Annotated in this window: 12 protein-coding genes; 2 read left to right on the plus strand and 10 right to left on the minus strand. The window is 40.1% G+C overall.

Annotated features, from left to right (window positions below; genetic code table 11):
- Window positions 1–43: 43 nt before the first annotated feature.
- The 9 genes from K0S23_RS08990 to K0S23_RS09030 form a co-directional block, all read right to left on the minus strand.
- The gene (locus K0S23_RS08990; protein ID WP_300356351.1) at window positions 44–859 is read right to left on the minus strand and encodes a hypothetical protein; all 816 of its coding nucleotides are present in this window, start codon (window positions 857–859) and stop codon (window positions 44–46) included.
- Window positions 852–2,384 carry a GH3 auxin-responsive promoter family protein gene (locus K0S23_RS08995; protein ID WP_300356353.1) on the minus strand — a complete coding sequence of 511 codons (1,533 nt, stop codon included), beginning with the start codon at window positions 2,382–2,384 and terminating at the stop codon, window positions 852–854. Before K0S23_RS08995 ends, K0S23_RS08990 begins: the two co-directional genes overlap by 8 nt.
- 56 nt (window positions 2,385–2,440) lie before the next feature.
- Window positions 2,441–2,569: a hypothetical protein gene (locus K0S23_RS09000; protein WP_300356355.1), complete on the minus strand. Its 129-nt coding sequence runs from the start codon at window positions 2,567–2,569 to the stop codon at window positions 2,441–2,443.
- Window positions 2,570–2,619: 50 nt separating this feature from the next.
- Complete coding sequence (locus K0S23_RS09005) at window positions 2,620–3,330, minus strand: zinc metallopeptidase (RefSeq protein ID WP_300356356.1); 711 nt, start codon at window positions 3,328–3,330, stop codon at window positions 2,620–2,622.
- 93 nt (window positions 3,331–3,423) lie between these two features.
- Entirely contained in the window at window positions 3,424–4,152 is a 729-nt protein-coding gene (locus tag K0S23_RS09010; RefSeq protein WP_300356358.1) for a Bax inhibitor-1/YccA family protein, read from the minus strand.
- Window positions 4,153–4,191: 39 nt separating this feature from the next.
- The gene (locus K0S23_RS09015) at window positions 4,192–6,093 is read right to left on the minus strand and encodes a DUF3857 domain-containing protein (protein ID WP_300356360.1); all 1,902 of its coding nucleotides are present in this window, start codon (window positions 6,091–6,093) and stop codon (window positions 4,192–4,194) included.
- Window positions 6,090–7,754, minus strand: coding sequence for a hypothetical protein (locus tag K0S23_RS09020; protein WP_300356362.1), 1,665 nt, complete (start codon window positions 7,752–7,754; stop codon window positions 6,090–6,092). Before K0S23_RS09020 ends, K0S23_RS09015 begins: the two co-directional genes overlap by 4 nt.
- 25 nt (window positions 7,755–7,779) lie before the next feature.
- Window positions 7,780–8,370, minus strand: a complete 591-nt coding sequence (folE, locus tag K0S23_RS09025; RefSeq protein WP_300356364.1) for a GTP cyclohydrolase I FolE — start codon at window positions 8,368–8,370, stop codon at window positions 7,780–7,782.
- Window positions 8,371–8,402: 32 nt separating this feature from the next.
- Window positions 8,403–8,834 (minus strand): 6-carboxytetrahydropterin synthase, encoded by a 432-nt coding sequence (locus tag K0S23_RS09030; RefSeq protein WP_300356366.1) that lies wholly within the window; start codon window positions 8,832–8,834, stop codon window positions 8,403–8,405.
- 259 nt (window positions 8,835–9,093) lie between these two features.
- On the opposite strand from K0S23_RS09030, the gene rfaD reads away from it, so the two are divergent.
- A complete protein-coding gene (gene rfaD, locus K0S23_RS09035; RefSeq protein ID WP_300356368.1) occupies window positions 9,094–10,059 on the plus strand; it encodes an ADP-glyceromanno-heptose 6-epimerase in 966 nt (321 codons plus the stop codon).
- A gap of 3 nt (window positions 10,060–10,062) precedes the next feature.
- On the plus strand, window positions 10,063–10,455 hold the full coding sequence (locus K0S23_RS09040) for a VOC family protein (RefSeq protein WP_300356370.1): 393 nt from the start codon (window positions 10,063–10,065) through the stop codon (window positions 10,453–10,455).
- A 78-nt stretch (window positions 10,456–10,533) separates the two neighbouring features.
- Here K0S23_RS09040 and K0S23_RS09045 read toward each other — a convergent pair whose 3' ends face one another.
- A complete protein-coding gene (locus K0S23_RS09045) occupies window positions 10,534–10,971 on the minus strand; it encodes a hypothetical protein (RefSeq protein WP_300356372.1) in 438 nt (145 codons plus the stop codon).
- Window positions 10,972–11,175 lie beyond the last annotated feature (204 nt).

The raw sequence follows: 11,175 nt of genomic DNA on the forward strand, positions 1-11,175 counted from the left end.
GACAAGCCTTTGGTGGCCGATGGAGCTGAGTCGAGCCACCGGATTAATTCGTTTGCAGAATATAACAGTAAAGGTGTTTTTCGGTTTGAATGTACAGACGGTCGCCCGAAACCTCCATTTTCAGCACTTTTGAGTCAAGTAGTGCATCTCCCGCAAAGAAAAAAGAAACGAATTGTGAATTCAAATCAACAGTCTGTATGTTTTTGCCTTCGGCAATTAAGAAATAATCCTGGATGGGGTAGATCGGTTTATTCGGCGTAAGTGTTGCAACATCTATAAAATTGCCGAACTGATCAAACCAGGCAACCTGGTTTTCCTCATCGAACAGGAACAGGCGGTTGTCGATTTCCTGCATATTCACAATGGACTTCATATTCAACAAGCCTTTTACATTTTGAACCTGCTGGTCCTGCCCGTTCCGAAGAGTGATCAATTCTATTCTTGAATTCGGTTCATCATACACCCAAATGCGGTCGGTTTGGATAGAAGCACTCATACTTGCCGCCAAACTGATATTCAATTCACTTAAATTAATACATTCCCCTTGCAGAGCTAATGCATTGTCCAAAAAGCAAATACTTTGCTGGTCTTCGGAAAATAGGGCAATTTTTAATGGGTTTTGTGCATCTATCTTCTGGATATTTCCCAGGGATTTGATGCTTTCCTGGAGCATGATCTGCCCTTTTGCGTCGCGTTTTTGAATGTTCTGGTTTTGGTAAATGATGCTTTGGTGAATCGGATCGATGTCCCAGATAGCGGTAGAATCGAGATCAATATGCCAGAGTTCTTTCCATGTTTGCTGACTGTAACCCAAATTTGGAAGAATCAGCAGGATGAATGAAAAGAGATGTCTATACATATTCATAGGTTTCGTAATCCGTTTCCTGCAAGATCTGTTCCACGATTTCACGCGAGTTCATTAAGCGGGGCACTTTATGTTGTCCACCTAATTTACCCTTTTTTTGTAACCAGGCCTCAAAACTTCCCTGTTTTAAAACATGCAGCAGGGGTTTGCCCAGTGCCATGTTTTTGGTTCGCTTGGCATCGTAATCGGAATTGACGGAGCGCAGGGATTCATCCAGGAGGAACATAAAGCGTTTCACATCATTCGGTTCTCGCTCGAATTCGATCAGCCATTCGTGTTTCCCCTGAACTTTTCCGTCCATGTAAATGGGTGCTACGGTATAATCGCGGATAATCGCATTGGTCCTGGAGGAAGCTTCGGCAATGGCAAAATCGGTATTATTGACAATTACTTCTTCCCCTACGGAATTAATGAAGTGCTTGGTCCTTCCGGATAATTTAAATCGATAAGGAGTTTTGGATGTAAAACGGATCGTATCACCGATGATGTATCTCCAAAGTCCTCCGTTGGTTGTGATCACAAGTGCATACTCTTCATCAAGCTGAACCTCATCCAGTTTATAAATGACTTTGGAATCGGTGTCTTCAAAAGAGTGCATGGGGATGAATTCATAAAAGATCCCGTAATCCAGCATCAATAAAAGTTCATTGGAGCCATCCACGTCCTGGATTCCGAAAAATCCTTCCGAAGCGTTGTAGGTTTCTACATAATGCATATCGTCAAACGGGATTAACTCTTTGAATGCTTCCCGATAAGGCTCAAAGCTCACCCCTCCGTGCATAAAGAGCTCCAGGTTTGGCCATACTTCCCGTAAATTGGATTTTCCTGTAATTTCCAATATTTTTCGGGCCAGTACTAAAGTCCAGCTGGGAACACCGGCAATGATATACACGTCTTCTTCAATGGTACTTCTTGCCATTCGCTCAATTTTCTCCTCCCATTCGGTCATCAATGCAATTTCCTTGGAAGGAGTTCTCCTGATTTCGGCCCACCACGGTAAGTTCTTCAAAATAATGGCAGACAAATCTCCCTGGTATGCATCATCTGCAACCGGTAAGACCTGGGCGCTTCCGCCAATAACAAGGTGCTTTCCGTTATAGAGTTTCCTGTTTGGGAAGTTCTCGTAATAAAGCGCAAGTAAATCTTTTCCGCCCTTGTAATGACAGTCTTCGAGTGATTCTCTTGTAACGGGAATAAATTTGCTTCTTTCGGAAGTTGTGCCTGAACTTTTTGCAAACCATTTGGTTTCCTGCGACCAAAGCAAATACTGTTCGCCCTCCATCAATCTTTCAATCCATGGTTTCATGGTTTCGTAATTGTTCAGGGGAACCAATTCTTTAAAATCCTGGTATGTGGAAATCTGGTGAAAGTGGTGCTGCTTGCCGTATACGGTTTGATTACCGTGTTCAATTAATTTTTCGAATAGCTCATTTTGAACATCTTCCGGGTATTTCCGGAAAAGCTCGATCTGATGCAAACGCTTCTTTATAACCCATGCAAAAATTGAATTGAATGGCATAAGCTTATATTCAGTGAAATAAAAAAAAGGAGGTCCACGATGGATGCCTCCTTATACTATCCGAATGCGTAAATCGATCCTATGATTGCCAATAAGATGATCGTGTACACAAACCCAATTCCTACTGTAGAACTTTCAAAGAAAGTGTCATTCTTATCGTGGTGTTCTGAATGGTGTTCTGACATAACTTCAAATTTTTTTCAAATTTAAGATTTTGTTTGAAACGAGAAACAAATTAATCATCGTTTACTCCAATTAAACGCAAAATATAGTAAAACATAGTTACAATGGCCCCCAGTGCGGCAACCACATAGGTTGATGCAGCCAGGTTCAGTGCTTTTTTAGAACGTTCGTATTCTGTTTTTGTTGCTGTTCCGGAATGCTCGATCCAGGCAAGAGCTCTTCTTGAGGCATCGAATTCCACCGGAAGAGTAACGAGACTAAACAAGGCAATTATCCCGTAAGCTATAACGATTGCCCAAAGAACCCATTTGATAGGGAAAGATTCAAACAGTATTGCACCCCCGATAAAGGTCAGCATCATCAGAATATTTAAGAATAATCCGGAGGCATGCTGCAGCGGCACTAATTTGGAGCGCCATTGAAGCGGGGCATAGGCCTTTGCATGTTGCACTGCGTGACCGCATTCATGTGCCGCAATTGCTGTGGAAGCTGCGTTGGTTCCGTGATATACTTCTTCAGAAAGGTTTACCGTTTTATCGGCAGGATTGTAATGGTCTGTTAATTGTCCGGGAATGCAGGTTACTCTGACATCGTAAATGCCATAGTCACGAAGCATGCGCTCGGCAACTTCCCGACCACTTAAACGACTTTGAGAAGGAATTTTGCTGAATTCCTGGAATTTGCTCTTTAAACGCCAGCTCACAATTAGTCCAATTCCCATGAAGACTAACCCAATGAGCATGGCTGGGCCAAAAGGTATCATCGATTCAAATTATTTTACTACAAAAATAAAGACAAAAAAACCTGCTATACTTGAATTTTAGCAGGTTTTAACTTAAAGAATGTTATGTCTTGACTAATCTCTGCTTCCGAATAAACGAAGTAAGGAAAGGAATAGGTTTACGAATAAAACATACAAGGTAAATCCACCCAAAAGTGCCAGTTTGTTTTTCTGATCTGCAGACAATTCCGAATCGTGGGCAAATTGTTTCAAGCGTTGCATGTGGTAAGCAGTTAAACCTGTAAAAACGATTACTCCCAAAATGGAAATCAAATAATCAAAAGCTTCGCTTTTCAGGAAGAAATTAACAATGGAAGCAATGAAAATTCCGATAAATGCCATGTACAAAATGGATCCCATTTTTGTTAAATCCACTTTGGTTACGTATCCCATAATAGCCATTACCGCAAAAGTGCCGGCAGTAATTCCGAAAGTAGAGGCAATAGAGCCCAAGGAATACTGTAAAAATATGGTTGAAAGGGCGAATCCGATCAAAATACTATAGATCGAAAATAATCCGAACAACAAAGGGAACGAAAGACGGTTAATCATTGTTTGGAATAATAAACCGACACCAATTGGTGCAAATACAACCACATAAAAAAGAATATTCGGCTGTGGGCCTTTTGGAGTAGCATTGGAAAAATATTTCAGGAAGAATGCTTCTGTTCCGTATTGGTAGGCAATTGCACCGGAAACGATCAATGCGAAGAACATAAATCCGTAGACTTTTCCAAAGAACTGTCTTGCTGCTGCCTGTTTTTCAGCTGTATCGAAGCTGTAATCGTCGATTATTTGATTCATATAATTGATATTTGGTTTTAAATTTACTTAAAATGGCAGTTATTCTTCCCGAATAATCCACTTTTTAATGACAATATTTGCCCATTCTTTCAGTAAATCTGAATATTCCTGGTTTTCAGAAGGCGTGGCAAGCAAGCGCTTGGTTAATTTGATCTCGTAATTGATCTTAATTGTTTTAGGGTTGGTTTGAATGATGTCACATTTAACAATTCCCACACTGTTTTCCTTTGAAATGGACGTGATATTGTCTGCCAGTTTGATGCTGTCTTGTGCTTCGATGTAGATTGCATACTTTTGATGTTTCGAATATGGGAGAATACTGTAAGTGCCTGGTTTTTCCTTTGTTTCATCTTCAAAATAAACGTAATTCGGAATAAGTTCTTTTGCGTTGAATGCATAGAGTTTGGTGTCAAATTCCGAAAATAAATTTTCAAGTGTGTCGTCTTGTTTAATACTTAAAGTATAAGGGTAAATATCTTTGACTTCTGCCGGTTTGACGATCGTATCCGAAACGTTCAAACGTTTGAAAGTACGGGCATCTTTCGGGTTACGGAACAGAATTGAGTATAAACCGCTGAATGAATCACGTCTGTTTAACAAGTGTTTTTGTTCGTTAAGTTTGGATGTTTTGATGATGATATTGGCTGTGTGCTTGTTATTGGTCCAGTCGCTTTGCGGAATGACGGCTTTACTCAATGCCAGTTTATCCCGGTCACCTGTGAAAATAATTGCTTGATTTCCTTCACACCACGCCGGAACCTCATCCATATAGTAGAAAGCGTTTTTTCCGGCGGGAGCAAATTGAAAATGTTCATTCCCGGGTGCTATTTCAATTAGCAGGAAGCGGTATTCCAGTTGGTGAAGAGCGACGTATCCATGCTCAAAAACACCATCGGAAATATCATTCGTAAATCCCACATGATAAGGAGTTTTGTTTTCTTCCAGGTAAAGTTGAATTAGCCGGAAATAGTTGGTGTAGTCGATCAGGTGGCGATAATAGAAATCGGAAGGTTTTACCGAGGCTGGTATGTTTGCATCGGTATTCCAGGTGGTTTCTTTCTCGAAATATTGCGTTATCCGGTTGATGTTTTCAAGCAGGCTCAGATCCGTTTTGGTAATACCTGCTGCGGATAACTCTTCTGAAAACGATTTGAACCCGTTTCTTACGTGATAACGGTCATAATCTCCGGAGTAAATCACTTCATAATCCAGTCGTTCTCCCGGCATCCATAAATTGTAAACAACCTTTTGTGCATTTTCCGGATAGGCCTGGAATGTACTCTCGGCGATTTTCGGAACACTTTTAACTTCCCAGGAAAAGACCGGGGATCCGCCTTCTTGTGTCAATTTGTAATTTGAAAGGGACTTGGAAGGAAAAACGGTGAGATCATACTTGCTGAAATTGCGCAGGGCAAGTTTGGAGTTTAAAGAGATCAGGTCACTTTCCAGGTAACGACAATCGGATAAATCATATGATTTGTAATCGATTTGGTAGACTACATCAATGACATCATTTACTTCCAGGGTTGGAAATATAAATTGAATGCGCTTGATATAGGAGGATTCGTATTTGGATTTTGAATCGATTGCTGTTTCTTTGATGTTTTCCGAACCCAGTTCAATAATAGTCCCGTCGGTTTTAATGATCCGGGCTTTCATGAGTTTAATAATTCCGCCGTTAAACTGGTACAAGTCATGGTTGATGTAGCTTTCAACCCCTTTTTTGGAGAGAATTTTAATGCGTTTGAAATTAACGTAACTCATTTCGTAATCAGGCATGAAGTCGATTGTTAGCCTGTTTTCAAGGTAAATGGCTTCTTCATTCTTAACGGAATCGGGAATCGTTACAGCACTGAATGTGGGCCAATTGTATTTGTCTCCGGCAAAGGTATAATTACCTGCGGAACAAAAAAGGAGTGTGATTAGAAGGAGGAGTTTCATGGTTGATAGATTGCTGGTTTAAGAATATAGGTTTTCCAATAGTTGACAAGATTTCCCTTGCTTCCGGTATTTTCCTTCGTAAGATGCATGTCGAAGGTGCTTTGGGTGCTGTTGGTCTTGAAGTCGATGTTCTTGCTCGTATCAAAACCCGACTTGAATTTCAGATGGTCGAATGAGAAGTTGAAATCCGCTGCAAATCGGGCACTGTCGTTATTGTAGACGACTTCCATTAGTTTCCCCATCTCAGGTAAGCATTTCAGGTCAATGTATTGCTGGTTATTGACGAGGTTGTAATAGGACGTAGGAAGATTACACGAAACATAAATTGTCTTTTGATGTTCATTCATAAATGAACTGTCGATTTTATGGTCATAAGGAATGAGATAATCAACCACTTTCTGCGTTTTATCATCCATTCCATTGAAGTTGTGGAGGTGACGGAAGATAAGCGCAAATTTTTCCTGGAAAACCATTTTCAGACGATACGCCGGCTGGCTTTTTTCGTTCATGTAAAACTGGTAATCAAAAGATAATTTGGGTTGAAAGAGCAAGCTTTCAGGAACTTTCTGATACGGATCTTGCTTTTTCTGAAGGAGAAACGCTTCTGTTCCTAAAATCTGCATACTTGGATCGCCAAACAAACATTGTTTTTCCGTACCGTCGAGATAGTAAATTTTGTTCTCCCAGATCAACGATACGATCATATGATTGGCCATTGCAATGGAGGGGAAATCATAAGTGTCCTTTTTAATTGAAGTTTTTGAAATGCTCAGGTAAGATTCAAAACCGAATGACTGCAGCATTTGGTGAAGGAGCATCGACATATCCTTGCAGTCACCGTATTTGTTTATCAATGTCTTATTGGCTTGTCTGGGGATAAGGGCATTCAATCCGTTTTCGATGTCCAGATAAAGGATGTTATCCTGCACATATTTATAACAGGCCTGAGCAAGTTCAAGTGATTTTCCTTTTTTGGCCAGGTTTCGCAGATCTTCAGGAAGTAAAGCCACATTCAAAGTTTCCTGGTCTTTTGTTTTCCCGATGAACCAATCATTGAAATACTGGTTCGGTTCCATTCCTTTCGGGTGGATTAAAAAGTAGAGGCATTCTTCATTTGGCTGGAAATCCTGGCTGGAAATTACAAAGTGACCGGATTTCTTCTCTGTCCGATGTCTGAATGAAGCTTCCAGGTTTACAGGAAGTGTAATATCGTAAAAGAAATCTTGCGCATCATTTATCCCATCCTTAAAAATATCAGTCAAAAAAATGGTTTCACTGGCAGAAGTATGATATTCGAACTTAAATAAACAATTTGCGGGAATTGTAAAACTGTATGTCCGAATTCCATTGAATACGGAGCCCCAATTAATTGTAGAAACACTCAGATTGGATTCGAAATTGATTTTTTTTGTTTTCCCGTTAATTGTAAATGATCCTTGCTTTGATAAAAGTGTTTCCGTTTCGATGATCGAGAAATAAAAGCGCTGGTCGTTATTTGTCTCATTTGAACCTTCAAAATAATTGGCGGTTTGATAAGAATTAATAGAATTTACCTGTACAATTGTTTTTTCAAGAGAAAATTTCAACTCTTCTCCAAAAAGGAATTCACTGTGAAAAAGAGAGACGAATGAAAGGATTAAAACAGCAGTGTTTCTAAGCATGTGGTTTAGGAAGGTTGGTTTTTATTTAATGTAATTTGGCTTGTACTAAATTAATAAACTCTTTTCTGGTAGAATCGTTGCTTAAAAATAATCCCGTAAATGCACTGGATGTGGTTACCGAATTTTGTTTTTGAACTCCACGCATCTGCATGCACATATGCTGGCATTCCAGAACCACGGCGACACCTTTTGGTTTAATTGTTTCCTGGATGCAATCGCGGATTTCAATTGTCAAACGCTCCTGTACCTGCAGCCTGCGACTGAAAGCATCTACTACGCGGGGAATTTTGCTTAATCCCACAATTGTTCCGTTCGGAATGTAGGCAATATGGGCTTTCCCGAAAAAGGGAAGCATGTGGTGTTCGCACATGGAATATACTTCGATATCTTTTACGATCACCATCTCAGAATACTCTTCGTTAAATAAAGCGCTTTTGAGGATATCTTCCGGTTTGATATCATATCCTTGGGTTAAAAATTGCAATGCTTTTGCAACGCGTTCCGGGGTTTTGACTAATCCTTCGCGTTCCGGGTTTTCACCGATCTGGGAAAGAATGGATTTGTAAATGTTGGAAATGTTTTCTGTCGTGTCGTCGTTGTAGTGAAATTCGCTCATGAGCTTTGTGTATGTGTGTGAAATGAATTAAATTAAAACGGTTCTTTCCCGCCAAAATATTCTACGTAATTGTTTTCGGTTTCTACCAGTTTGATTTTACAGAGCTGTCCGCCCGCCTCCCGGATCGGGGCATCGATGATTTTCCAGATCTCAATGGCCAGGTTTTCTGTTGAAGCCAGCATTCCTTTCAGAAAAGGAACATCCAGGTTCAGATTTTTATGGTCCAGTTGTTCGATTACCAGTTCTTTGATAATGACACTTAAATCTTTTAAATTGATTACGAAACCTGTTTCCGGATTTGGTTCCCCTTTTACAGTTACGAATAGTTCGAAATTATGTCCATGCCAGTTTTTGTTACTGCATTTACCGAAAACTTCTTCGTTTTTCTCATCAGACCATTCTTCACGCCACAATTTGTGCGCTGCATTGAAATGTTCTCTTCGGGTAATGTATACTGTTTCCAAGCGTTGAAAAATTGGATACAAAGGTAAGAAAAATGGAACTAACTGGTAAGAATTGTTTGTAAGGTAAAGCAACAAATATTTTGTTTAAAAACGGACCTGAAAATTGTTCTAGGGTTTATAACCCTAGAAGGGTGGTGTCAAAAAAAATGTTTATATTATATATCCGCGCATAAACCTGCAGGTATGTTACAATCACCAGTCTTTCCGCCTCGGCGCACTATCGCTTTTTCTTCTTACTTTTGTCTAAAATTCATCATATATGATCGTCATTACAGGAGCTGCTGGTTTTATAGGAAGCTGTATCGTTGGAACTTTAAATAACAAAGGGATTAATAATCTGGTTTTGGTAGATGATTTTTCTCAAACCGATAAAGCTGCCAACCTGGAAGGAAAACTCTTTGTGGCGATGGTACAGCGTAACGATTTTGATCAGTGGATGAAGGAATTCGGAGATGAGGTGACTTGTGTTCTGCATATCGGAGCGCGAACAGATACCACCGAGTTTGACAAGGCCATCTTTGATGAATTGAATGTGGAATATTCCAAAATGGTTTGGAATCACTGTGTGAATTATCAGATTCCATTGGTTTACGCAAGTTCGGCAGCTACATACGGACTGGGAGAATTGGGTTATGACGACAACGAGGAAACCATGCCGCGTTTACAACCATTGAATCCATACGGTTGGTCCAAGCAGTATTTTGATATGTGGGCCCTGGAGCAAAAGCAAACACCGCCGCATTGGTACGGATTGAAGTTTTTCAATGTTTACGGACCGAATGAATACCACAAAGGAAGAATGGCTTCCGTTATTTTCCACACCTTCAACCAGGTGAAGGAACATGGCTCCATGAAGTTGTTCCGTTCACACAATCCGAACTATACAGACGGTGGTCAGATGCGTGATTTCGTTTATGTAAAGGATTTGGTTTCGGTGATTGAATTTTTAATGAAAGGAACTGCGAAATCGGGAATTTATAATTTGGGTTCCGGAAAGGCACGCACATTCCTGGATTTGGCAACAAATACTTTTAAGGCTTTAGGAAAAGAACCTCAAATCTCATTTATCGATACACCGGAAGATATTCGCGACAAATACCAGTATTTCACGGAAGCAAATATGCAAAAGCTGATCGGGCAGGGATATAACGTTCCATTCCACACTTTGGAAGAGGGAATTGATGATTATGTGAAGAATTATTTGATTGAAGGAAAGTACATTTAGCACTTGCTTAAATCAATCCATCATATTGCCATTATCTGTTCGGATTATGAAAAGTCCAAACGGTTTTATACAGAGGTTCTCGGCTTCGAAATCTTAGCGGAAAATTATCGCGCGGAACGCAATTCGTATAAATTGGACCTGATCCTGAACGGCGTTTATTGCATCGAATTATTTTCCTTTCCAAATCCTCCCGGAAGAGTTTCAAAACCTGAAGCTAGCGGACTAAGACATTTGGCTTTTACGGTTGAGGATATCGAAGCAGCGATCAATGAACTGTCGAAAAAACAAGTGGTTTGTGAGCCAGTCCGAATCGATGAATTTACCGGGAAGCGTTTTACTTTTTTCGAAGACCCGGATGGTTTGCCGATTGAATTGGTGGAAAACCGAGGAGGTTAGAGATCGTTTTTCTCTTCCAATTACATTCAGTCCATAATATTTCCCTATTCAATAGCTTTCGGACTTAATTTGTAAGTGTTACATCACCCGAAACAAGATCTCAGCATAAATGATATCCTTTCCGATGAGAGTTTCTTCAACCTGGTAAAAAGCGATACTCATTTTTCGGGTGATCGGCTCGTATTCCAGTTCGTTCAGAATAAAAGGTTCCAGCATTCGCTCGGGAGAATTTACTACCATACTTCCCAAAAATTGGAACGTGATCACAAACGATTGGTTTCCGCTCTTATCCTTTATAAGTTTTAGAAAGGTATCCTTCTTGTAATCGATTCCCAAATCACTCAGGAGATTCTTGATCTCGGTAGTGAAGATTTCATCGTAATATTTAAAGTAGGACCGGAATTCCTGGACGTGAAATTCGGAATATCCACACAGGGTGTTCGAGTAGATTTTGCGGGTTAATTTGCTTGGTACTTCGAACACCCAATGTTTGAACGCTATAGTTTCTGTAAACATTGAATTACAGGTTTTGATTTGGTGATTAATTTGTTTTCATACATGTTGTGGTACGATGCGAATAATTGCAGCCAACCTTTGGAAATAAGGCGAATGGTGAATTGGTTCTTCATAACACAGATTGTGCCGCGAAATTCGTTAACGTGCGGTGCTTACTCAAAAAAAAAGGATGTACGGGGGGAAATTCTGTGTAAATGATGTTAA

It is taken from the genome of Fluviicola sp. (assembly GCF_029266855.1).
Taxonomy (GTDB): domain Bacteria; phylum Bacteroidota; class Bacteroidia; order Flavobacteriales_D; family Crocinitomicaceae; genus Fluviicola.